The following is a 22,941-nucleotide window of genomic DNA, read 5'->3' on the forward strand; positions in this document are numbered from 1 at the left end:
TGTGCCCAGTCCGTGCCCTTAATTCCCGTAGTAGCGTAGGCCACGCGGGGCCAGGCGCAGGCCGGCCCGTTGTAGGGCCTCGGCCCAGGGATGGCCCAGGGCCGGCCTGTCGTCGATCGTCTCCAAGACGAACCCCGGCAGCCGGTACCGGTCGAATGCGGCAAGCAGGGCCTCGGCTGCACGTCCCTGCCGTTCGGTGAAGGTCACAAGGTGCTTTCCGCCGCGGGCCAGCCAGGCGACCGCGCCCGCGTGCGGGTCGAGGACGAGCAATGCGCCCGCGGCCCGGTTCGGTTTGGGGACATGTCGCCCCTCGCCCTCCGACGGGGGCGCGCAGTGCCCGGTCCCATCCCGTGTTTCGGACTCGGTCCACGTCCCCGCCTGCGGCCAGGCGAGCCCAACACCATAGGGATTAGCCGGGTCGTTGGCGGCCAACACATAGACGGCACCGGCGGTTGCCGCGGACTCCACCGGGCCCTCGAGCCCCTGCCACAGATCGCGCAGGCGGTCCACCGTCTGGTGCTCGGCGTACTGACTGCCACCCAAACCCGCGACGAAGCGCCCGCGGATGGCCCGGCCCGCATCCTCGAAGGCGGTCAACGCGCGGGCCAGGGCGGGGAATCCGCCGGGTACGGATTCGTGTACGGCGGCGGCCCGGGTGACGACGCCGTAGCGATCCAGCATGGCCTCGGCCCGCTCCACGATGCGCTGTTCGGCACTGCCGTCTGGACTCGACTCTGCGGTCGGACCGGCGCCGGCAGAGGCGATACCGTCCCCGTTGGGCTCATCGCCGAACCACGGTGATAGGGCCCAGCGGCCCCGCAGCCTGGGATCGGCCGAGGTTATGAACGGATTGCGCGGTATCCGGCCGCTCCCATCGGCTTCGTGACCTGGACCGGCACCACCGACCCCCGGCAGGGACCGGTATGCGGAGCCGTACGCGGATGCGCCATAGCGGCCCGCGGCCCGGCCGGAGCGTCCCCGGCGACCCGAGCGCCGTGCACCGCGACCGGCGGTTCCACCCGCCGCTGAACCATGGGCGCCCCGCCCACTGCCGTCCGCTGCGAACTCAGCCAGGCCCCGCACCGGGGCGAAGGACTCCGTCACCACTGCTCCGCGCGCGGCCAGGCCCCACAGGGCCCGGAACAGGGCGTCGGCGTCGAGCGGTTCGGCAGCAGTGGCCGAGGCCGAACCGGCCCTGGCGCCGGGTCCGGCCCCAGGGTCGGCTCCAGCGTTCACGGCATCGGCCCCGGTATCTGCCCGCCGGCCCAGTTCGGCGGCACTCCAGGCGCCGCCGCTGGCCAACACATCGAGGATCGCCTCCTGCAGCGGAGTCAGTGGTGCAGGGTCGACGGCCTGCACCGGTCCCAGATCCTGTAGGCGCAGCGAGATGAGCGGCTCGGCAGCACCGGTTCCGGAGGCCCGGGCGCCCACCGCCGCGCCGCCGGCGAAGACGGGGACCCAGGTGACCGAGCCCTCTGCCAGCAGCTCGTCGAGCAGGTGCGGTCCATAGTCCGCAACTCGCGCGGGCAGGATCTGCGACTCCCACAGGGATGCGGGCAGAGCCAGGCCGTCCAACTGCTCGATCACCCTGGCCAGGCCATCGGCACCGTGCAAGGGGTGGGTGATGAACTGGCGTTCGAGTAGCAGGGAGGTGAAGGCCGGGGCCGGGGCCGGCCGTGTGGCCTCCCGCGCGGCGCGCAGGGCGGACCGTCTCACCCGGGCGAAGACCTCGGCATCGATCCACACCGCCGAGGGCCCGCCGGCCTGCTTGCGCGCCTCGCCGGGTGCCGCATGGGGGACCGTGTCCGGGACTTGGCCGTGCGCCCCGATCGCGATGAGTGTGCCGGAGTCGCGGAATCCGCGCAGGACAGGTTCGACAACGGCGGGTCCGAGTCCGAACGCCCGCGCCAGGGCCGAGGTCGTGAAGGTGCCGTGGGTGCGCGCGAAGCGGGCCACGAGATCGCCCATGGGGTCAGGGCCCGGGTTCAGGAATTCTGTGGGCAGTGTGGGTCGATCGACGCAGTCCACCCCGGCGACATCCGCTTCGGCACCGCCGGCCCCAGGAGTACTCGGTACGGTGTCCTCGCCCAGTGCCGCGCGCAGACGGCCCGCGTCCTCGGCTGCGGCCCAGGCGGTCTGCCCGGCGATCCGCACCGGAATCGCTCGTCCGGCGGAGGCCAGTTCGCGCACGTACCCGAAGACCTCCGTCCCCTCCTCATCCCGTAGCCGAGCGGCGAGCTGCGCGGTGTCCAGGGGCCCCAAGTCGCGCAGCAGATCGGCGACGCCCTCCATGCCGCGCGCTCGCCGGTCGGGGGCCAGGCGTTGGAGTTCGGCCTCGATACGGGCCAGGATCCTGGGGTCCAGGAGCTTTTCGGCATCGGGGGAGCCCAGGAGTTCGGCCAGTAGGGCCGGGTCCAGGGCGAGGGCCCCGGCGCGGCGTTCGGCCAGCGGGCGGTCCGAATCGTAGAGGAACTCGCCCACATAGCCGAACAGTAGATCGCCGGCGAAAGGCGAGGGCACGCGCGTGTGTTTCACGTGAAACAGGATGCGTCCGGAGCCCAATTCCCGCATCAGATCCTGCAGCCCCGGCAGATCGTAGACATCGTGCAGGCACTCGCGCGCGGTCTCCGTCAGTATTGGGAAATCGGGAAACTCCGCCAGCGCCTCCAGGAGCTGTCCGGCCCGCTGGCGCTGCTGCCACAGTGGAGTCCGCTTGCCGGGATCCCGGCGCGGCAGCAAGAGGGCGCGCGAGGCGCATTCGCGGAACCGTGCGGCGAACAATGCGGATCCGCCCACCAGCCGTTCGATGCGCGGGGAGAGCGATTCGGGATCGAACTGGAAGAACCGCGCGTCCGGCACGGCGGCATCCGCGGGTATCCGGGCGACGATCCCGTCGTCTGCGGCCATGACCGAGGCATCCGATCCGTAGGCTGCCAGCAGGCGTTCCGACAGGGCCAGGGCCCACGGCGCGTGGACCCTTCGGCCGAAGGGCGAATGCAACACCAGGCGCTGATCACCGGTCTCGTCGGGGCAGACCTCCAGTACCAGATCGGTATCGTCGGGCACCACGTCCGTGGCCTCGCGCTGCTCGTCGAGGAAGCGCACGGTGTTCGCCCTGACCCGGTTCTCCCGGGCCCGCTCGGCGCCGGCCTCGGACTGCGTGGCGGGCTGCGTCGAGGCCGTGCGGACGAAGGCGCCCATCGCCCGGCCCAGCGCCAGGGGCCGGCCGGGCCCATCGCCGTGCCAGAACGGCAGGCGCGAGGACCTACCGGGCGCGGGCACGACGACCACCTGATTCGTCGCGATCTCCTGGATTCGCCAGGCCGAGGCCCCCAGGGTGATGATGTCGCCGATCCGCGATTCGTGGACCATTTCCTCGTCCAGCTCACCGACGCGCCGGTTGCCGGTGTCCTCGACGCCGGCGGGCAACACCACCGAATACGCGCCGCGGTCGGGGATCGTTCCGGCGTTCGTCACGGCCAGGCGCTGGGCGCCGGGACGTCCGTGGAGTTCTCCGGTGGAGCGATTGAACACGATGGACGGCCGCAGTCCCGCGAACTCCCGGGTGGTCCAGGCGCCGGCCAACATTGCAAGCACGCTGTCGAAGGACCGGCGGGACAGGGCGGTGAAGGGATGGGCCCGGCGCACCGTGGCGAACCAGGAGTCCGCGGTCAGCGACGCAGCGGAGTCCGCGTCCGCGATCGCCACGGCTGACACCGTGTGCTGCGCCAACACGTCAAGGGGATTGCGGGGCGGGGACAGTGGCTCGAGCAGCCCCTCGGACATTCGCTCGGCGATCACCTGGGCCTGGACCAGATCGCGCCTGGTGCGGGGGAAGATCAGCCCATGGGCCACTCCGTCGACCCGGTGGTTCGCCCGGCCCACCCGTTGCAGGCCGCTGGCCACATCCGGCGGAGGGGCGATCTGGACGACCAGGTCGACCGCGCCCATGTCGATGCCCAGCTCCAGGGAACTGGTCGCCACGACGCAGCGCAGCTCCCCTGACTTCAACTGGTTCTCCACCAGCAGACGCTGTTCCTTGGATACGGAGCCGTGGTGGGCCCGGGCGATGATGGGCGATTCGGCCGCAGTTGTCGAAGTCACCGCGGCTGTTGCACTGGCCGCCACGGAATCGCGTTCGGCCGGCGGGCCCGAGGCCCGGCCGCCCTGGGGTCGGTCTCCATCCTCGGTTCTGCCGGTGGTCGGTCCCGAGGCGGAATGGCGCGCCTCGGGGAAGGGCTGCCCCAGCCTCTCGGCGTGCAGCTCGTTGAGCCGGGCGGCCAGACGTTCGGCCAGGCCGCGGGAGTTCACGAACACGATGGTCGAACCGTGGTCCAACACGCGATCCAGCACCTGGGCCTCGATATGCGGCCAGATCGAGCCGGCTCTGGCCGCCGCGGACTCGGACAGCTCGGATGTGCCGCCGGTTGAACCGCTGCCGGCTGCGATGTCGCCTAAGTCCTCGACCGCGACGATGATGTCCAGCTGCGGGGCCTTCGAGCCCTGGGGATGCACGATCCGCACCGGATGGGGCCCGCCCAGGAAAGCGGCGACCTCGGCCTCGGGACTGACCGTGGCCGACAGGCCGATGCGCTGCACGGGCGATCCGACCAGATCGTCCAGGCGCTCCAGTGATACAGCCAGGTGGGCTCCGCGCTTGGTCCCTGCGACCGAGTGCACCTCGTCGACGATGACGGTGTCGACCCCGCGCAGAGTCTCCCGTGTCCGCGAACTGAGCATCAGGTACAGGGACTCCGGGGTGGTCACCAGCATGTCAGGGGGCCGGCGGACCAGCCGCGCGCGCTCGTTCGGCGGAGTGTCGCCGGTGCGCATCCCCACGGAGATACCGTGCGGGTCCAGGCCCAGTTCCGCCCGCCGGGCGTCGATCCCGGCCAGGGGGATACCCAGGTTCTTGCGCACATCGGCGGCCAGCGCCTTGACCGGGGAAATGTAGAGGACGCGGGTGCCGGCATTCCGCGCGCCCGCGGCGGTGGCCGAGGCCGCGGCGCCGGACTCGTCCAAGGCGGCACATGCGGTGGCAGCGGTAGCCGCTGCGGCCTCGGTTCCGCCGGCGGCCAGTCGGTCGATCGCGTGGAGGAAGGCCGCCAGGGTCTTGCCGGAGCCGGTCGGGGCGATGACCAGGGCGTTCTCGCCCGCGTCGATGGCGCGCCAGGCCTGCAGCTGCACGGGCGTGGGCGCTGCGAAGGCCGCGGCGAACCAGTCCCTGGTGGCGCGCGCGAACGGGAGTCCGGATGTGGTGTTCATCGTGCCGCCAGCCTAGCGCGGGGCATGGACACCGCCGTCTCAGTGACGCGGATGGCCCGCCCGCGGGGACTCGTCGATGTCCGGTTCGAGCGCGGATCCGAAGCCGAAGGCGTCGGAGGGCTGATCGTAGAGCTCCTCATCGTCGGCTTCCTGCTTGATGACGGTGCCCTCGGGGCCGGGTTCCAGATTGTAGCGGCCCAGGATCGCCTTGCGCTCCGCCTCGTGCAGGCGGCCGTTGGCGCGCTGTGCGTCCTGGAACATCGTGGTCCGGCCCCGCAGCATATGGCGGACGCGGCGGGCCTCCCAGTAGGGCTTGCCCACTATGGTCAGCAGGACGCCGATCACCAGATAGCAGGCCAGCATGATCCAGCCGCGGTTGTAGCCGGGGCCCACGTCGTAGACCAGGCGCTTGAGCATCTCCGTGATCCCCGAGCCCACCACCACGTGGTTGAGCCAGTTGAAGGGCTGGCCGATGAACCACTGCGGCATGGCGGCCCCGGATGCGGGGATCGATAGGAAGATGAACAGGATCATGGCGGGTGCAGCGATGAACCTGCCGAAGAAGTAGCTCAGACCGTTGACCGCGGTGCCGATCGCAATCGCCCAGCAGGCGCCCAGGCCCCACAGGGCCCAGAAGTGTCCGGTGATGGCGCCCAGCACCGGGTCGACCAGGATGCAGGAGATCCCGGTGAGGAAGACCGATCCGCCGACGATGATGGCGAAGCGGGTCATACGCCGCAGGGGCGCGCCCATCAGGCCGATGAACATGGCGGCCAGATAACCGGTGATGCACCAGGTGAGCATGAGGTACATGGGCGTCATGCCCATATCGCCGGCCGGCAGGGGAGCGATGTCCTCGATGGTGGCCGGGGCCTTGGAGAACAGCAGGGTGTCCAGGTACTTGGGCATCAGCGTGGTCAACTGCGCCTGATGGGCCGAGGCCATGATGAGGGTGTTCTTCTGGGCGTCATAGGCCGCCGCCACCTCGCCGGTGCGTACGTCCTCCCTGGCCGCGGCCTCGGACTTCGCAACGCTGAAGTCCCAGCCGCCGGGCATCGCCTTATCGGTGATCTCCTGGAACTGCGCGGCGGTGCTGCGCGAATCGGAGACGGAGTCGCCCACGACGGCCACCGGGACATCGTGTGGGGACAGGTGCTGGAAGCCGCCCACGTAACACAGGACGAACATGATCGCCATGAAGGCGGGCATCCAGAACTGCAGGAGTACCAGCTGCAGGGACGGATGCAGTTTGGCGAAGGCGCGGCGGAAGGCGTTCTTCTCCGGTGCAGCGTGGATGCGTGCCGGGTCGATGTCCTGGGCGGTCGGGGCGACTGAAACGACCGAGGGGGCTGGAGTGGAGGCCGGTGCCACGGGCTGAGCCGGGGATTGTTCTGGCGGCTGCTCTGAAGGCTGCTCTGCTGATGGTTCCTGTGGGGTAGGCGGCGTACTCATAACCTCAGAATATGTGTTGGGCCTGAACGTGCGCCGAAAATCGGTGGAGCTGTGCTCGAGGGCGGGGCGTTTATGAGGGATGATTCGGCACGGAAGATGTTGCCGGAACCCGATTTTGCATGGGCGCTGGAGTCGTGTAATGTTGGACGAGTTCGCGCGAGTGGCGGAATTGGTAGACGCGCTGGCTTCAGGTGCCAGTGATCGCAAGGTCGTGGGGGTTCAAGTCCCCCCTCGCGCACGGACAGGAATGGCCCGGCAGATGCCGGGCCATTTTTTATTTGGCGATCCCCCGCATTTTCTAGCCCCAGTCCCTTATTGGGCCCGTCTACGAGGGTGTTAAGGGACTGGGGGTAGAAAATGCGCAGAGCTCCGGGAATACCCCCCCCTGGATCGAACTCCGGATGTATTCCCGGAGTCCTCACATTTACGGGCACGTTACGACCTCTGGCATTCCCCGGCGGGCGGCATGTTTCACCCGAGGCGTTTCTCCTTTTCGGTTGAAGTTCCCCGCTGCAGGTGACTGCACATCGGCACCCGGGTTGTGGACGTACATCCACCACTTCATCCACCCCTGTGGAAAACTCCCCTGCTGAGGCCCCAGCGTTATGCACAGCGGTGGATAGCACTGTGGACAGAGGGTGGAAGCACGGTGGACGACGCGCCCGGACACGTTGTGAACAGGTGCTCCGAGGCGCTATTTCCCGGGGCCGATCCAGGATTGTGAATAACGTGGTTTGCGGAAATCCGCTGCTAACGGTGTCGCCGCCCCTGACGTATTCGCCACCCACACTCGCTAAGCTCGCAGCAGGCTTCTGTGGAAAAGGAAAGGAATGCGATGGCGGATTCGAGCAACACCCGGAACAACGAGGAGCACAAACCGGAAGGCGCATCGGCGGACCCTGAGAGTCCGCCCATTTCCGACGCGGACATCCCGGCCTGGCTCCACGAACGGGGGATACCGGGAATCGTCGATCTGCACGTGCATTTCATGCCCGAGCGCGTTCAGGCGAAGGTCTGGGACTTCTTCGATCACGTCTCCGAGCACGATCCCGGTGCCCCGCCCTGGCCCATCGCCTACCGCCATCCCGCCCAGCAGCGCGTGCAGATCCTCCGGGATATGGGCGTCACCGCCTATACGACGCTGAACTACGCACACCGACCGGGCATGGCCGATTGGCTCAACGACTTCTCAACCGAATTCGCAGCCGCCCACCCCGACGCCATCCACTCCGGCACCTTCTATCCCGAACCGCCCGGCGCCACCCGGCCGGACCCCACCCGGCCCGGCGGCAAAGCGCCGGTCAGTGCCCGGGCCAGTGTCGCCTCGGCACTGGAAGCGGGGGCGCAGGTCTTCAAAGTCCACGTGCAGGTGGGCGATTTCGACCCGGCCGATCCGCTCCTGGACGAGGCCTGGGACCTGCTGCAGCAGACGGCGACCCCCGTCGTCATCCACTGCGGGAACGGTCCGCACGCCGGCCGCTTCACCGGCGCCGAGCCGATCCGCCGGCTGTTGGTCCGGTTCCCCGAACTGGTGCTGGTGATCGCCCATGCCGGCCTACCCGACTACCTGGAGTTCGCCCGGCTGGCCGCGGAACACCCGCACGTCTACCTGGATACGACGATGGTCGGCACCGACTATATGAATGCCCTGGCGCCGCTGCCCGCGGACTATCCGCGCGTCCTCGCCGGCCTGGCGGGCCGGGTGGTGTTGGGCAGCGATTTCCCGACGATTCCGTATCCCTACAGCCACCAGCTGCAGGCCCTTCAGCGCCTGGGCCTGGGCGCCGACTGGCTGCGCGGGGTGCTGTGGACGACACCGAGGTCCCTGCTGGGACTGGACTGACCGTCGCGCGGGCACAGGGTGCTCCACCTTTTCCACCGGTGTGCACGATGGGCACGGCCGCGCCTGTGGACAACCGGCACGATCCGGGGACTTTACTATGCACAGTTGTGGACACAGCGGTGGAAAACCTGGGTACGTGCACAGTGGGACTCCGTCGGCCGGGGCCTGTGAACAGGTGAGCCGGGCTCTCCTCAGGGCAGACCGTTAGACTTTCCGTATATGTCGAAGTCCGGCCCGACTGCGGTCGGGGTTTCGATGCCGAACCGACCGAAGGAGACAGCAATGTCCACTCCACAGGATCCGAATCAGGGCAACCAGGGATACAACGATTCCGGTGCCGGCTCCGGCAACTATTCGGGCGGCGATTATTCGGGTGGAAACTACGGTTCTGCAACGGATTCGAGTGGTGCCGCCTCCGGGCCGCAGCAGTTCGGTTCGCAGAACTACGACTCCCAGAACTACGGCTCGCAGGGCGATCCGAATGCCGCTTACGGCTCGCAGAACAATACCTACGGCTCGCAGCCCCAGTACGGCCAGCCCCAGTACGGTGAACAGCCGGCCTATGGCCAGCAGCCCGACTATGGCTCGCAGCAGGCGTATGGCCAGCCGGGCTACGGCCAGGATCCTTACGGGCAGCCGGCCTATGGCCAGGACCCCTACGGATACGGCCAGCCCTATACGGTGCCCGCCGTGCTGGTCGATCCGGGCCAGACGCTGGGCATCATCTCGCTGGTCGCCTCGCTCGTGGCACTGGTCGGCATCGGCGTGGGCCCGATCGTCGGCATCATCTGCGGTGTCATCGCCCGGAAGAAGTCGCGCGAGGTCGGCCTGCCGGACAACAATCTGGGTAAGTGGGGCTTCATCCTGGGGATCGTGTTCCTGGCCATCGGGATCGTCCTCATCATCGCCTACATCATCTTCATCATCATCATCGCCTCGGTGAGTAGCTCCTCCGACGGCTATTCACAGTACGACTCCCTGCTGACCGGTATCGCCGGCCTGGCCGGCCTGGCCTGAGGCGAAGCCCGCGGTGCCCATCGTCAAGGATCCGCTGGCGGGCATCCCGGCCGCCGCCCCCAGCCATCCCGATGAGGAGATCATCGCGGCCCTGACCGCGCGCCCGGCCCACGACTGGGTCGTGGTGACCGGGGCCGGGTTGAGCACGGATTCCGGGATTCCCGACTATCGGGGCCCTGACGCGCCGCCGCGCAATCCGATGGAGTTCCAGACCTTCGTCGGTTCCGCCGCGGCGCGCGCCAGATACTGGGCCCGCAGCTATGTGGGCTGGCCCGCGATGCGGGGGTCCCGGCCGAATGCCGGGCACCGGGCGCTCGCCGCCATCCGGCCCGGAGCGCTCATCACCCAGAATGTCGACGGACTGCACGAGGCCGCCGGTTCGCACCGGACGATCGATCTGCACGGGCGTTTGGACCGGGTGGTCTGCCTGGACTGCGGCGGGCTCTACGACCGCGACTGGGTGCAGGACAAGCTGACCCTGCGCAATCCGGGGTTCGCAGCCGCCTGCGCAGCCGAGGAACTCGACATCGCCCCGGACGGGGACGTCGAACTCGAGGACACAGCCGGTTTCGAGCCCCTGCCCTGCCCGGTGTGCGGAGGGCCGTTGAAGCCCGATGTCGTCTTCTTCGGGGAATCGGTGCCCAAACCACGTGCCCAGGCGGCCACCCTGGCCGTCGATGAGGCCGGTGGGCTGGTAGCCGTTGGAACCTCGTTGGCGGTGATGAGCGGCCTGCGGCTGGTACGTTCCGCCGCTCGGGATGGCAAGCCCGTGGTCATCGTCACGGACGGGCCGACCCGTGCTGACGCGCTGGCGGACTACCGATCGGTGAGTCGGGCCTCGGCGTTCCTGAGCGCCTGGGCTGCGGCGATCACAGGTGCACCGGGGCGTGCCAAGACGGCGTTCACGCTATAGCCTGGGTGCATGGTCAACTACGCCCGTGCTGAACGATTGGCCCTGGCGGCTGCGCTGCGCCGTACGGGACCCGACGCCCCGACTCTGTGTGAGGGCTGGGATGCCTCGGATCTGGCGGTGCACCTGGTGGTCCGCGACCGCTATCCCAGCGCATTGCCCGGCAACGCCGCACCGGAACTTGCCGCACGGGTGCCGCTACTGGAACGCCGTGCAGCCGCCCGCGAGGCCGAGCTCAAGGCGCTGCCCTGGGATCAGCTGGTGGGGATGGTCGCCGCCGGTCCGAAACGCCGCAGCCCTGCGGCCTGGGGCCCTGTCGATCGCCTGATGAACACCGCGGAGTACTTCGTCCACCACGAGGACATCCGCCGGGCCGCGGACGAATGGGTGCCCCGGGCGCTACCCGCCGATGAGGAGGAACAGCTGGGGCGGATGGTCGGCCTACTGCGCCGCCGGATGGTCGGCAAGCCGGGTTATGCCGAGGTCGAGGGTCCCAACAGCGAACTGCTGCTGTACTACTTCGGCCGGCAGTCGGTCGCCCTGGTCAAACCGGTCAAGGCCTAGCCGTATTTCCCCGCTGGGTTGTTTCGCCAAGGCCGCGGCCCCGGCGGTTGGGCCATCCGGCTACCCGAGTTTCCTGCGCTCCCAGCGGTTGGGATGACGGACCCGCAGACTCGACATTCCCAGTGAACCGGTGACGACGATGGCAGGCTGTCCAGGTTCTGGCTGCCGGTTCACCGTGCTCTTTTTCGAGCCCCAGCTCTTGGCGACGGCATCGACGTCGACGCCCCAGCCCTCGGGCACCACGATGACGCCAGTGCCCGCTGCGCCCTCGACCTCGATGTCGATGCGGCCCAGCGTGTTGCGGACCCGGGTGAAGTCCAGGTGCACCGTTGAGGCGCTGAGTTTGATGCGCATGAAGGGGACCGTCTTCCAGTCGCCCGTGAGCTCTTGGTCGTTCCAACCCGCGTTCAGAACCAGCGGGTCCGCGGCGGAGTAGCCGGGGGCTCCGGCCTGGCCGGGCATTGGGACCTGCCCGGGAATCCGCTGGGCGGGGATGGAGGGTTGGAGCTGTTGTCCGGCGACCTGTGCTGAGGGCGGTGGGGTGGGCAGATCGGCGACGATCGGATCGAGCTCCAGATATGTCCGCGCTGCGTCCGCGGCTTCGATCCTCTCCTCGAGTTCATCGGTGGTGATACGTCCCTGGTCGGCGGCCTCGCGCAGGGTTTCGATCACCGCATCGCGTTCGGCATAGCCGATGCGCAGCCTGCGGGGATCGCGGGAAACGGGCGGTTCCGGGTTCGAGGACATGGTCCCATTGTGCCGTGTCCGACCCGTGTCAGCCCAGCCCGGTAGCCTAGTACCGTGTCCACAGCTCTTTACCGCAGATACCGTCCCGAAACCTTCGAAGAGGTCATCGGGCAGGAACACGTGACCCGTCCGCTGCAGATGGCCCTGGCCAACGGGCGCGTCAATCACGCGTACCTGTTCTCAGGCCCGCGCGGCTGTGGCAAGACGACGTCCGCGCGCATCCTGGCCCGCTGTCTCAACTGTGCCAAGGGCCCTGCGCCCACCCCGTGTGGGGAATGCGCCAGCTGCCGCGACCTGGCCACCGGCGGCCCCGGTTCGCTGGACGTGGTGGAGATCGACGCGGCCAGCCACAACGGCGTCGACGATGCCCGCGACCTACGCGAACGCGCGGTCTACGCGCCGGCCCGCGACCGCTACAAGGTGTTCATCCTCGACGAGGCGCACATGGTCACTCCCCAGGGTTTCAACGCCCTGCTGAAACTGGTGGAGGAACCCCCAGCGCATGTGAAGTTCATCTTCGCGACCACCGAACCCGAAAAGGTCATCGGCACCATTCGCTCGCGCACCCACCACTACCCCTTCCGGCTGGTCCCGCCGGAGATCATGGCGAACTATCTGGGTGAGCTCTGCGCACGGGAGAACGTCCCGGTTGGCAAGGGCGTGCTGCCCCTGGTGGTGCGCGCCGGCGGCGGTTCGGTGCGCGACTCGCTGTCCGTGCTCGACCAGCTGATGGCCGGCTCCGGTCCAGACGGGATCGACTATCACACGGCGGTGGCCCTGCTGGGCTATACGCCGGAATCCCTGTTGGGCGACATCGTGGACGCCTTCGCCGCAGGCGATGGAGCCGCCGTGTTCAGGGTCATCGACCGGGTGGTGGAATCCGGGCAGGACCCGCGCCGGTTCGTCGAAGACCTGCTGGAGCGCTTCCGCGACCTCATCGTGCTGGCCACGGCTCCCGATCAGGCGACGGCGATGCTGCCGGATGCGCCGGCGGATCGCTTGGAGCGCCTGGTAGCCCAAGCCCAGGCCTATGGGATGGCCGAACTCTCACGGGCCGCGGACCTGCTCAACGTGGGCCTGTCGGAGATGACGGGGGCGACCAGCCCACGGCTGCAACTCGAACTCATGTGCGCACGCGTGCTGTTGCCCGGCGGTGAGAAGACGCGCGGGGCCCTGCTGTCGCGCCTGGACCGGATGGAACGGCGCATCGGCATGGGCGCGGCCGGAAACGTGCCGGGCGCCGCAACCGGTGTGCCGGGCGGTGCGGCGGCTGGCGTGCCCGGCGGCGCTGCGGTGGCCGGTGGCTCCTCGATGACCGGTGGGACCGGGTCCGCACAGCAAGCGGGACGGGCCCAGCCGGCACAGCAGGCGGCGCAGAGCGGACCGGCGCAGAACGGCCCGGTCCAGTCCGATCAGGCACGGCCGCGCGGTGCGCAGGGCGGAGTAGCCGGTCCGGCTCCCTCACACGAGGGCCGGCACTACGATTCGCTGGACGACATCGCCGACTTCGCCGCCATGGCGCAGTCCTTCGCGACCGAGGACCTCGGCGGGTCCGCGCCGGCTCCGGCACCGGAGCAGGGCCGGCCGCAGGAACAGGGCCCGGCCAAAACGGCACAGGCACCGGCAGGACGTGCACCCGGACAACAAGAGGCGCAGCCGGGCCGGCAGCCCGCGCAATCCCGACCGCAGGAACGAGGCGAGCAGCGGGACTCCACCCGCCAGTCCCTGCACCAGTCCGAAGGGCGTGCTGCGCAGCAGCCTCCGTACCAGCGTTCGGCGCCGCAGCCAGGGCAGCAGCCCACACAGCAGGCTGCCCAGCAGGAGCCGCAGCGGCAGCCAGAACCGCCGCGGGTGGACCCCTCGCATCCGCAGGGATCGGCGCCCACCGCCGCACCGGCTGGACGGCCGGCAGCGCCCGCCGCGCCTGCAGCAGAAGCCGCAGTATCCACAGCGTCGGCTGCACCCGCACAAGCAGCTGCGCCCGGCATTCCCGGTGGCAATGAGATCGACGCGATCCGGCGCAACTGGCCCAATATCCTGGACGCCCTGGGTCGGCGCAGCCGTCTGGCCCGCGCGATCCTGAGCAGTAACGCCGTGCCCTTGGCCGTCGCATCCGGAACCCTGCAGCTGGGCTTCAACAATGAGGGATCGGCCCACAGCTTCGATCGCAACGGCAATGACCAGCGACTGGCGGAGGCCATCTTCGACGAACTGGGCATGAGGGTGAGCGTAGCCGTCGGCCAGGTGGGCATCGACCTCGACGCACAGCGTGCGCAGGCCTCCGCCGGCGGGCAGAACACCGGCTCCGGTGCGGGCCAGAACCGGCCGCGCGGTGGGCAGGAATTCGGCCCCGGCGCGGGCTTCGCGGGCCGGGCGGGGGAATCCGCACCCGGCAGCGCGCCCACGGCAGGCCAGCATCGGCCCAGCCAGGACGAGATCGATGCGGTCGTCGGGCCGCGCGCCATGGACCGTGAACCCGTCGACCACGAGAAGTTCTGGCAGACCCCACCCCAGGATGGGCCCTGGGCTCCCGCCTCCGGTCCCGGCACAGTGGACCCGAGTCCAGCCCCCGCCGGCCGGCGGGATCAGCGGCCCCAGCAGCCCGGCGGACCGCAGGCGCCACAGCGCGAAGAGCGGCAGCCCGGACCACACCGTGCCGAGCCCGAGGGCTCCGATCAGGAGGCGGACCCAGCCGGGCCGGCCAGCACGCCTGCGGGACCGGGAAGCCGGGCGGAGGTACAGCCCGTAACTGCCCCCTTCGCCGATGACTTCGAGGTTTTCGGCGAGGTCGAGGACACCCCGGTCGGAACTTTCAACGAGCCGACCACCGAGCCCTCCAACGAGCCGACTGCAGGCACCTTCGACGAGCCCCAGACCTCGGCCGGTTCCGGAGCAGTCGACGTGCCGGCTCTGGTAGTGCCACCGCCGGCGGACGTGGACTTCGAACCGTGGGATGAAGACTATGCGGACGCGGCCTATCCGGATGCTCCCGCGGGCGAACCTGCCAACGAACGGCCTGCGGAGACCCCCGGAGACCAGAGCGCGCCTGCAGCGTCGGCAGTTCCCCCGGCGGACGATCTGGACTTCCTGGGCGCATATGCCGACACCTCGATCAGCTTCACGGGGTATCAGCCGGATGGGGGCACGGCCGGGTGGGACCGGGCCGACAACGGTTTCGCGACCGGGCCGGGCACAGGCCCCGGGGCCGGCGGCGGCCGGGGGAATACCCAGGGCACAGGTGGCGCTTACCCCCAGGGGACTCCTGCGGGCGACCTTCCGGGACAAGCGGAGGATGAGTCCGAATACGGCCGCGACAACGGTTCAGGTGCCGCAGGGTTCGCCCACGGCCGGGGACCGGGGCCGGGCAGCTCGTACGCCTATCGGCACGATCATGCGGGCTCCGGGGGGCCCGGGCAGCAAAACGCGAATCCATTCGCAGACCTCGCCGCCCGGCACGCCAAGGGCAAGCGCTCCGGTGGGCAGCAGGGCGGCTCGCAGGGTCAGTACCCGGGCGACCCCGGCTACACGGGGGACTCCGGATATCCGGGTACCCCCGTGGGGCCGGGCCCCGGCCAGGAGGCACCCGGCGCGGGCTACATCAGCCCCGACGAGGAATATATGAACGTCGACCCGGAGAACGACCTGGACATCAGCGAGACCGGGGAATTCGGGGTCCCGGTGGTTGAACGGCTGCTGGGCGGAGTGGTGATTGAGGAGATTAGAGAATGAGCATGGCGTACGAGGGTGCGCTGGCGGACCTGGTCGAGGAATTCGGCAAGCTGCCGGGGATCGGGCCCAAGTCCGCCCAGCGCCTGGCCTTCCACATCCTGCAGAGCGATTCGGCCGAGGTCGCAGCCCTGGCCCACGCGCTGACTGCGGTGAAGCAGCGGGTCAGTTTCTGCACCATCTGCGGCAATGTGGCCGAAGGGGACACCTGCCTGATCTGTCAGGATCCCCGTCGCGATCAGACCATGATCTGCATCGTGGAGGAGTCCAAGGACGTCGTGGCCCTGGAACGCACCCGCGAATACCGGGGCCTGTACCACGTGCTCGGCGGGTCGATCGATCCGATGCGCGGCAAGGGCCCCGATGATCTGCGGATCAAGGAACTGCTGCCGCGCCTGTCCGACGGCACCGTCACCGAATGCGTGATCGCCACCGATCCGAACCTCGAGGGCGAGGCCACCGCCACCTACCTGATCCGGCTCCTGGGCACGCTGGGCATCAAGGTGTCCAAGCTGGCCAGCGGCCTGCCGGTGGGCGGCGATCTGGAATACGCCGACGAGGTCACCCTGGGTCGGGCGCTGCAGGGCCGGACCGCGGTCGGCTGAGCCGGAGGGCCGCGCCGCCTGCGGGCGGTAGTGCCAGCCGCGCCGTCGGCGGTACCGCCGGCTGCCGATCCCGTCTCGCGGCCACCCGGCAGGAAAATTTCCTGCCGCGGTTCGAGGCGCGGACGGCCACCTCGGCCCCGGCGGGGTGCCCTCATACAATGGACGATGGAATGGACCACGGAGCCATTCCGCACGGGTCCGGGTCCTCACCCCCGGTTCCCCGCTCCCACCTAGGAAAGTGAACGCATGAGCCTAGTCGTTCAGAAGTTCGGCGGATCGTCGGTGGCGGATGCTGCCAGCATCAAGCGCGTCGCCCAGCGCATCGTCGAATACCGCAAGGCCGGGCACGAGGTCGTCGTGGTGGTATCCGCAATGGGTGACACAACCGACGATCTGATCGATCTGGCCCAGCAGGTTTCCCCCATGCCGCCTGCCCGCGAACTGGACATGTTGCTGACCGCCGGTGAGCGCATCTCGATGGCTGTGCTGGCCATGGCGATCGCCAATCTGGGCTTCAACGCGAAGTCCTTCACCGGTTCGCAGGCCGGCATGATCACCGACGAGTCCTTCGGCCGCGCCCGCATCATCGACGTCACCCCCGGACGCATCCGTTCGGCCCTGGACACGGGCAATATCGCGATCGTGGCGGGCTTCCAGGGCGTGTCCCAGACGACGAAGAACATCACCACCCTGGGCCGCGGTGGTTCGGACACGACCGCAGTCGCCCTCGCAGCGGCGCTGAACGCCGATGTGTGTGAGATCTACACGGACGTCGACGGCGTGTTCACCGCCGACCCGCGGATCGTACCGGCGGCCAGCCGGATCGAGACGATCACCTTCGAGGAGATGCTGGAGATGGCGGCCTCGGGCGCAAAGGTGCTGCACCTGCGCGCGGTCGAATACGCCCGCCGCTACAATGTGCCGATCCACTGCCGCTCCAGCTTCTCGCACAACCAGGGAACCTGGGTGACAGACGATCCGATCCCGGCGGAATTCCGTCCCCGCCGCAAACCGGGCGCACTCACCCCGGAAGGTACCGACACAGAAGAAACGGACACCACTATGGAACAGGCAATCATCTCCGGCGTCGCGCACGACCGCTCCGAAGCCAAGCTGACCATCGTCGGCGTCCCGGACATTCCCGGCAAGGCCGCGCAGATCTTCACGATCATGGCCAAGACCGAAATCAACATCGACATGATCGTGCAGAACATCTCCACCCGCGACCCGGGCCGCACGGACATCTCCTTCACCCTGCCCGCCTCCGACGGAGCCAAGGCGACGAGGGCCCTGGAGGACGCGAAGTCCGAAATCGGCTTCGACCATATGCGCTACGACGATCAGATCGGCAAGCTGTCGGTGATCGGCGCGGGCATGCGCAGCCACCCCGGTGTCACCGCCAAGCTGTTCGAGGCGCTGTCGGACGCCCACATCAACATCGACATGATCTCGACCTCGGAGATCCGCATCTCCGTGGTCACCCGCGCGGACCTGCTGGACGAAGCGGTGCGCGTGGCCCATTCCGCCTACGGTCTTGATGCCGAAGAGGTCGAAGCGATCGTATACGGAGGTACCGGACGATGAGCTCACTGAAGATCGGCGTCGTCGGCGCCACCGGCCAGGTGGGTGCCGTGATGCGCACCCTGCTGGCGAACGATCCCGGATTCGACATCGAGCAGATCCGCTTCTTCGCCTCGGCCCGTTCGGCCGGCAAGCAGCTGGACTTCAAGGGCACCCCGATCACGGTCGAGGACGCGGCCACCGCGGACCCGAGCGGGCTGGACGTGGCCCTGTTCTCCGCCGGCGGAGCCACCTCGAAGGCGCAGGCCCCGCGCTTCGCCGCGGCCGGCGTGACCGTGGTCGACAACTCCAGCGCCTGGCGCCAGGACCCGGAGGTCCCTCTGGTCGTCAGCGAGGTCAACCCGGGCGCTCTGGACGACATCCCCAAGGGGATCGTCGCCAACCCGAACTGCACGACCATGGCGGCCATGCCGGTGATGGCGGCCCTGCACCGGGAAGCCGGGTTGAACAGGCTGATGGTCAGCACCTACCAGGCCGTTTCCGGTTCCGGACTGGCCGGTGTGGACGAACTGTACGGCCAGCTGGAAGCCGGACTGCCCGATGCCCGCGGCCTGGTGCACGACGGTGGAGCCGTCACGCTGCCCGCCCCGCAGGTCTACGTCGAGCCGATCGCGTTCAACGTCCTGGCCTTCGCCGGCAATCTGGTCGACGACGGCCTGAATGAGACGGACGAGGAGAAGAAGCTGCGCAATGAGAGCCGGAAGATCCTGGGGATCCCGGAGCTGCGCGTGGCCGGCACCTGCGTGCGGGTACCCGTGTTCACCGGCCACGCACTGTCCGTCCATGCGGAATTCGACCGGGACATCACCCCGGAGAGGGCCCGCGAGGTCCTGGCCCAGGCGCCCGGCGTGGTGCTCGACGAGGTCCCCACTCCGCTCAAGGCCGCCGGTGCGGACCCCAGCTTCGTGGGCCGGATCCGCCAGGACCAGTCGGCCGAGGGCAAGAAGGGCCTGGTGCTCTTCATCGCCAATGACAATCTGCGCAAGGGCGCGGCGCTGAACACCGTGCAGATCGCGGCCCTGCTGGCCCAGCGCTGACGGGATCCGCATTCCGGACTTCAGGAGCCCGCTAAATGATGATCGTGCCTCCACGGCGGCCTCGATCATCATTTAGCGGGCCTCTATTTTATGGTCGGTCACGGTATGCGCGGATGTGCATATTTTGATTAGTGCATATGCACCTACATGAGTACGGTGGAACCAACGTCGAACGACGGCCCGCCACCATGCGCAGTGAATGCGCGCGGTGGCGGGCCGTCTGCATTCAGCCGGACCCATAAGCCGGCAGACATATGAGAAAGCAGGTTCCATGAAGGCCTCATCCAGTGCATCCATCCGACTGCGCAAACCAGCCCGGTTCGCGGCCATCGGAGCCCTCAGCGCATCCGCTCTGCTCTTGGCGGCCTGCGGTTCCGCCCAGGCGGGCTCCGCGTCCGGCGGTTCGGCGGACTCCGGGAAGCTCACGGTCGTGACCTCGACGAACGTCTATGCGGACATCGTGAAGAACGTCGCGGGCGACGATGCCGACATCACGGCCGTCATCGACGATCCGAACAAGGATCCGCACGACTACGAGGCGACCAGCGCCGACCAGCTCAAGGTGTCCAAGGCCGACCTGGTGGTTGAGAATGGCGGTGGCTACGACGCGTTCATGACCTCCATGATCAAGGCCGCGAACGTCGACCCGACTGTGGTGGACGCCGTTTCGGTCTCCGGCCTGCCGGGCTCCGACGGCGTGGGCAATGAGGGCCACGACCACGGTGACGAGGGCCATGATGAGGATGGCCATGAGCACGGTGACGAGCACGGCGAGGAGGGCCACGAGCACGGCGAGTTCAACGAGCACGTCTGGTACTCGGTGCCGACCATGGTGAAGGTGAGCGACGCGGTGGCCAAGGAGCTGGGGGAGAAGTCCCCGGACAATGCCGATGCCTTCACCAAGAACGCCGATGCCTACAAGTCCAAGCTGCAGGGCCTGGAGGACAAGGCGGCCACGGTCAAGAAGGACCACAACGGTGCCAAGGCCGCCGCCACCGAACCCGTGCCGCTGTGGTTGTTCGGTGATATGGGCCTGCACAACGCCACGAGCGAGGACTTCCTCGAAGCCGTCGAAGAGGGCGACGACGTGCCGCCGCTGGTGCTCAAGTCGGCTCAGGACCAGATTTCGAAGAAGCAGGTCAAACTGCTGGCCTACAACACACAGGCCTCCAACTCCCAGGCCGACGCTCTCAAGGACTCCGCCGAGAAGTCGAACGTGCCCGTCGTCGACCTGCGTGAAACGATGCCGGCCGACACCGATTACGTGACCTGGATGGGCGGCAACATCGACGCCATCGACAAGGCCCTGGGCTGATCCGCCACGTCCACTGGGACTCCGTCCGTGACAACGCTTGGGTACAGTGATCAGGTGAGTGGAAACCAACCCCCTGTTCTGCAACTGCACGACGCGCAACTGCGCTTCGGCGAACGCGTCCTGTGGCACGGCCTGAACATCGACGTCCACCCGGGGGAGTTCATCGCGATCCTGGGCCCCAACGGTTCAGGCAAGACCTCGCTGCTGAAGACCCTGCTGGGCCAGTACAGGCTGCATTCGGGCACCGTCGAATTGAACGGGCACGAAGTCCACCGCGGGGATCCGGACGTGGGCTATGTGCCCCAGCAGCGGGGAGTCGACCGGGATACCCCGATGCGCGCCCGCGACCTGGTGGGTATGGGCATCGACGGGCACCGCTGGGGCACCGGCTGGCCCAGTCGCTCCAAGCGCCGCCAGGTGGACGAACTGCTGGCGGCCGTGGGTGCCCAGGACTATGCGAACGAACCGGTGGGCACACTGTCCGGCGGGGAACTACAGCGTCTGCGCCTGGCCCAGGCGCTGGCCAGCGATCCGAAGATCCTGCTGTGCGATGAGCCGCTGCTCAGCCTCGACATCCCACATCAGCGCCTGGTCGCCCACCTGCTGAACGAACAGCGCAGGCAGCGGGGGACCTCGGTCCTGTTCGTCACGCACGAGATCAACCCGATCCTGCCCTATGTCGACCGCGTGCTCTACATCGCCGGCGGCCACTTCCTGGTCGGAAAACCGGAGGACGTCATCACCACAGAAGCACTGTCGGACCTGTTCCAATCACCCGTCGAGGTCGTGCGCGCGGCCGGGCGGCTCATCATCGTCGGCGGCGAGGACGGGGCACCTGCCGGCGGGGCTGCGGTGGCCGCCGGGACCTCGGCCACGGCCACCGGCACGGGCGGTGCGCGATGATCGACTTCCTGTCCACCTTCTTCGCCTCCTTCACCTTCGACGACTACGGCGAACTGGTCCACCTGCTGCGCAACTCGCTGTTCGCCGCCGCCCTGCTGGGGATCGTGGGCGGACTGGTCAGCGTCTTCGTGGTCACCCGCGATATCGCCTTCGCAGTCCACGGCATCTCGGAACTGTCCTTCGCCGGCGCCTCCTTTGCCCTGCTGGTGGGCGCCGATGTGGTCTACGGCTCCATGGTCGGCTCGATGCTGGCGGCCCTGCTGATCGGCGTGCTGGGCGTGCGCTCCTCGGAGAAGAACTCGATCGTCGGTGTGCTCATGCCCTTCGGCCTGGGCCTGGGCATCCTGTTCCTGGCCCTCTACGACGGCAGGGCGGCGAACAAGTTCGGCTTGCTGACCGGGCAGATCGTGGCGATCACCCCTGACCAGGTACGGGTCCTGGTGATCTGCGCGGTCATTGTGCTGGTGGTCCTGCTGATCATCTGGCGCCCGCTTATGTTCTCCTCGATCGACCCGCAGATAGCCCGCGCCAAGGGCGTGCCGGTGGGTGCGCTGACGATCGTCTTCATGCTGGTGTTGGGCCTGGCCGTGGCGCTCAGCGTCCAGGTGGTGGGTGTGCTGCTGGTACTCGCGCTGCTCATCACGCCTGCCGCCGCCGCCACCCAGGTGTCGGCAAATCCTGTGGTGGTGCCACTGCTGTCGATGGCCTTCGCCCTGGTCTCCAGCGTGGGTGGAATCCTGATCGCCCTGGGCGCGCCCAGCGTGCCGATCAGCCCCTTCGTCACGACGATCAGCTTCCTGATCTACCTGGTGTGCCGGTCGATCGGCGCCGTACGGATGCGCCGCCACACCCGTAAACTGACGGGCCGCCAGGCCGACCTGGACCGCCACCCCTCCCTGGCCGGCTGAACGGAGGCCCGAGCGCGGTCGGGTGTTCCTGAGGGCTGACCTCACCCGCCTCCGCTCCTTCGTCGGGGTCGCGAACGTAGGGCGGTGTCACAAAAGGCGGGATTTTCGCCGGGTTAGGCGGAAGTTCATGACACCTATCGGCCGTTCGTGCCCGATGCGGCACTCGCAGGAACGCTCAGACACTGTCGAAAGTCCTACCCGACGCTCAACCCACCCAGGTCACCAGTTCGTCGAGCCCCTGCCGCGCGGTCCGGTAGCCGTTGACCGGGGCCTCGGAGTCGGGGAAGCCCAGGGCCACCGCGCACACCACCAGGCGATCGTCGTCGAGTCCCAACTCCCGGCGGATCACATCGGAGTAGCCGGCCGGAGCAGCCTGGGGCACGCCGGCCACGCCGCGCGCCTGGGCTGCCAGCAGGAACGACTGCAGGAACAGCCCGCAGTCCAACACCCCGTAGGTGCCCAGCGTTGCGGTGGTCGTCAGGATCGCCACCGTGGGGGCTGCGAAGAAGTCGAAGTTCTTCAGCATTTCGCGCCCCGAGGCCTCCCGGTCACCCTTGCGCACGCCCACCGCATCGTAGAGCTGCCAGCCCGAAGCACGCCGGCGCTCGCGGTAGACGCCCTCGAAGGACGTGGGGAAGGGGATGTCGGGGGTCTCCGGCAGGCCCTTGGCCAGCCGTTGCCGGGCGGCGGTGGACACCGCACCGCGCAGTTCCCCGGCCGCGGTCCCCTCGAGCACGTGCAGGTGCCAGGGCTGGGTATTGCACCACGATGGCGCATGCGAAGCGGAGGCGATGATCTGGGAGATCGTCTCGTGGGGGACCGGTTCGGGGAGGAACGCCCGGCAGCTGAAACGTTCCGTCAACAGCCGGTCGAGCACTTGGGCGGCATGGTCCCGGACGGCATCTTGCGCGGTGTCGTCCCCGGTGTCGTCGGCAGCCGTGCGGGGGAGGGGATTCAAGGTGCTGTGCTCCATTGCGGTCATGGACCCAAGTCTCATCGACAGCCCGCACAACCGCAATCCGACCTCGGATGGCGGGCGCTTTCGAACATGGGCAGAGGGAATGCGCC

15 protein-coding genes and 1 tRNA gene are annotated in these 22,941 nt (G+C 68.5%); 12 read left to right on the forward strand and 4 right to left on the reverse strand.

Annotated features, from left to right (window positions below; genetic code table 11):
- Positions 1–18 precede the first annotated feature (18 nt).
- Positions 19–5,265, reverse strand: a complete 5,247-nt coding sequence (locus tag NQ038_RS00775; RefSeq protein WP_257061466.1) for an ATP-dependent helicase — start codon at positions 5,263–5,265, stop codon at positions 19–21.
- Between the two features lie 39 nt (positions 5,266–5,304).
- The gene (locus tag NQ038_RS00780; protein ID WP_257048952.1) at positions 5,305–6,636 is read right to left on the reverse strand and encodes an ABC transporter permease; all 1,332 of its coding nucleotides are present in this window, start codon (positions 6,634–6,636) and stop codon (positions 5,305–5,307) included.
- Positions 6,637–6,871: 235 nt separating this feature from the next.
- Here NQ038_RS00780 and NQ038_RS00785 point away from each other — a divergent pair.
- The 5 genes from NQ038_RS00785 to NQ038_RS00805 all read left to right on the forward strand — a co-directional run bounded on the left by NQ038_RS00785 (position 6,872) and on the right by NQ038_RS00805 (position 11,051).
- Positions 6,872–6,955: transfer RNA gene (locus tag NQ038_RS00785), tRNA-Leu, on the forward strand.
- Positions 6,956–7,552: 597 nt separating this feature from the next.
- Positions 7,553–8,560, forward strand: coding sequence for an amidohydrolase family protein (locus NQ038_RS00790; RefSeq protein ID WP_257061468.1), 1,008 nt, complete (start codon positions 7,553–7,555; stop codon positions 8,558–8,560).
- Between the two features lie 282 nt (positions 8,561–8,842).
- Positions 8,843–9,577, forward strand: a complete 735-nt coding sequence (locus NQ038_RS15320) for a DUF4190 domain-containing protein (protein ID WP_306427582.1) — start codon at positions 8,843–8,845, stop codon at positions 9,575–9,577.
- A 13-nt stretch (positions 9,578–9,590) separates the two neighbouring features.
- Positions 9,591–10,490 (forward strand): Sir2 family NAD-dependent protein deacetylase, encoded by a 900-nt coding sequence (locus NQ038_RS00800; protein ID WP_257061470.1) that lies wholly within the window; start codon positions 9,591–9,593, stop codon positions 10,488–10,490.
- A 9-nt stretch (positions 10,491–10,499) separates the two neighbouring features.
- Positions 10,500–11,051, forward strand: a complete 552-nt coding sequence (locus tag NQ038_RS00805; RefSeq protein WP_257061472.1) for a maleylpyruvate isomerase family mycothiol-dependent enzyme — start codon at positions 10,500–10,502, stop codon at positions 11,049–11,051.
- Between the two features lie 60 nt (positions 11,052–11,111).
- Here NQ038_RS00805 and NQ038_RS00810 read toward each other — a convergent pair whose 3' ends face one another.
- A complete protein-coding gene (locus NQ038_RS00810) occupies positions 11,112–11,798 on the reverse strand; it encodes a DUF1707 domain-containing protein (protein WP_257061473.1) in 687 nt (228 codons plus the stop codon).
- A gap of 54 nt (positions 11,799–11,852) precedes the next feature.
- Here NQ038_RS00810 and NQ038_RS00815 point away from each other — a divergent pair, with 54 nt between their 5' ends.
- From NQ038_RS00815 to NQ038_RS00845, 7 genes are all read left to right on the forward strand, one after another.
- Entirely contained in the window at positions 11,853–15,527 is a 3,675-nt protein-coding gene (locus tag NQ038_RS00815; RefSeq protein WP_257047922.1) for a DNA polymerase III subunit gamma and tau, read from the forward strand.
- Complete coding sequence (gene recR / locus NQ038_RS00820) at positions 15,524–16,129, forward strand: recombination mediator RecR (RefSeq protein WP_306427583.1); 606 nt, start codon at positions 15,524–15,526, stop codon at positions 16,127–16,129. Before NQ038_RS00815 ends, recR begins: the two co-directional genes overlap by 4 nt.
- A gap of 246 nt (positions 16,130–16,375) precedes the next feature.
- The gene (locus NQ038_RS00825) at positions 16,376–17,713 is read left to right on the forward strand and encodes an aspartate kinase (protein ID WP_257058665.1); all 1,338 of its coding nucleotides are present in this window, start codon (positions 16,376–16,378) and stop codon (positions 17,711–17,713) included.
- Complete coding sequence (locus tag NQ038_RS00830; RefSeq protein WP_257058668.1) at positions 17,710–18,747, forward strand: aspartate-semialdehyde dehydrogenase; 1,038 nt, start codon at positions 17,710–17,712, stop codon at positions 18,745–18,747. Before NQ038_RS00825 ends, NQ038_RS00830 begins: the two co-directional genes overlap by 4 nt.
- A gap of 271 nt (positions 18,748–19,018) precedes the next feature.
- Positions 19,019–20,062 carry a metal ABC transporter solute-binding protein, Zn/Mn family gene (locus NQ038_RS00835; protein WP_257061475.1) on the forward strand — a complete coding sequence of 348 codons (1,044 nt, stop codon included), beginning with the start codon at positions 19,019–19,021 and terminating at the stop codon, positions 20,060–20,062.
- A 54-nt stretch (positions 20,063–20,116) separates the two neighbouring features.
- Positions 20,117–20,965 carry an ABC transporter ATP-binding protein gene (locus NQ038_RS00840; RefSeq protein ID WP_257061477.1) on the forward strand — a complete coding sequence of 283 codons (849 nt, stop codon included), beginning with the start codon at positions 20,117–20,119 and terminating at the stop codon, positions 20,963–20,965.
- Positions 20,962–21,873, forward strand: coding sequence for a metal ABC transporter permease (locus NQ038_RS00845; RefSeq protein WP_257061480.1), 912 nt, complete (start codon positions 20,962–20,964; stop codon positions 21,871–21,873). Before NQ038_RS00840 ends, NQ038_RS00845 begins: the two co-directional genes overlap by 4 nt.
- Before the next feature lie 205 nt (positions 21,874–22,078).
- Here NQ038_RS00845 and NQ038_RS00850 read toward each other — a convergent pair whose 3' ends face one another.
- Complete coding sequence (locus tag NQ038_RS00850; RefSeq protein WP_257061481.1) at positions 22,079–22,855, reverse strand: nitroreductase; 777 nt, start codon at positions 22,853–22,855, stop codon at positions 22,079–22,081.
- Between the last annotated feature and the right edge of the window lie 86 nt (positions 22,856–22,941).

Source organism: Brevibacterium sp. 50QC2O2 (genome assembly GCF_024580675.1).
Lineage (GTDB): Bacteria > Actinomycetota > Actinomycetes > Actinomycetales > Brevibacteriaceae > Brevibacterium > Brevibacterium moorei.

Bases quoted from the DNA above. Each gene is read 5' to 3' on its own strand.
- NQ038_RS00775 (WP_257061466.1), bottom strand. From the start codon at position 5,265: ATGAACACCACATCCGGACTCCCGTTCGCGCGCGCCACCAGGGACTGG.
- NQ038_RS00790 (WP_257061468.1), top strand. From the start codon at position 7,553: ATGGCGGATTCGAGCAACACCCGGAACAACGAGGAGCACAAACCGGAA.
- NQ038_RS15320 (WP_306427582.1), top strand. From the start codon at position 8,843: ATGTCCACTCCACAGGATCCGAATCAGGGCAACCAGGGATACAACGAT.
- NQ038_RS00805 (WP_257061472.1), top strand. From the start codon at position 10,500: ATGGTCAACTACGCCCGTGCTGAACGATTGGCCCTGGCGGCTGCGCTG.
- NQ038_RS00810 (WP_257061473.1), bottom strand. From the start codon at position 11,798: ATGTCCTCGAACCCGGAACCGCCCGTTTCCCGCGATCCCCGCAGGCTG.
- recR (WP_306427583.1), top strand. From the start codon at position 15,524: ATGAGCATGGCGTACGAGGGTGCGCTGGCGGACCTGGTCGAGGAATTC.
- NQ038_RS00825 (WP_257058665.1), top strand. From the start codon at position 16,376: ATGAGCCTAGTCGTTCAGAAGTTCGGCGGATCGTCGGTGGCGGATGCT.
- NQ038_RS00830 (WP_257058668.1), top strand. From the start codon at position 17,710: ATGAGCTCACTGAAGATCGGCGTCGTCGGCGCCACCGGCCAGGTGGGT.
- NQ038_RS00835 (WP_257061475.1), top strand. From the start codon at position 19,019: ATGAAGGCCTCATCCAGTGCATCCATCCGACTGCGCAAACCAGCCCGG.
- NQ038_RS00845 (WP_257061480.1), top strand. From the start codon at position 20,962: ATGATCGACTTCCTGTCCACCTTCTTCGCCTCCTTCACCTTCGACGAC.
- NQ038_RS00850 (WP_257061481.1), bottom strand. From the start codon at position 22,855: ATGACCGCAATGGAGCACAGCACCTTGAATCCCCTCCCCCGCACGGCT.